This is a genomic window from Paenibacillus sinensis (assembly GCF_019904155.1).
Lineage (GTDB): Bacteria > Bacillota > Bacilli > Paenibacillales > Paenibacillaceae > Paenibacillus_AQ > Paenibacillus_AQ sinensis.
This window is the reverse complement of record NZ_JAHCMB010000023.1, coordinates 1-243: the sequence shown is the minus strand read 5'-3', so window position 1 is coordinate 243 and position 243 is coordinate 1. Positions and strand designations below refer to the sequence as shown.

At 33.3% G+C, this 243-nt stretch carries 1 protein-coding gene; it reads right to left on the bottom strand.

Features of this window, described 5'->3' with window-relative positions; all coding sequences use genetic code 11:
- Positions 1-22: 22 nt before the first annotated feature.
- A partial coding sequence (locus KIH86_RS01810) for a helix-turn-helix transcriptional regulator (RefSeq protein WP_223110278.1) occupies positions 23-243 on the bottom strand: 221 nt, incomplete at its 5' end.

Below are 243 nucleotides of genomic sequence, written 5' to 3'. Positions count from 1 at the left end.
TAATCAAACAATTTATCGTAGATCATTTCTCGTAAAATTTTTCCACCTCATTTAAACTAATCTCCGATCCAATATTAATCTCAAGCCATTCGTTGAGTTTATGGGCCGGAATTATGAATTTCTTACCGATACGAACCTTAGGAAAATCATCTTTATTAACAAGACGATAGATAGTATTTCTTCCAAGTGGCAGCAGATCTATCAAATCGGAAATCGTATAAAATTGTGCTTCTGTATTGTCTG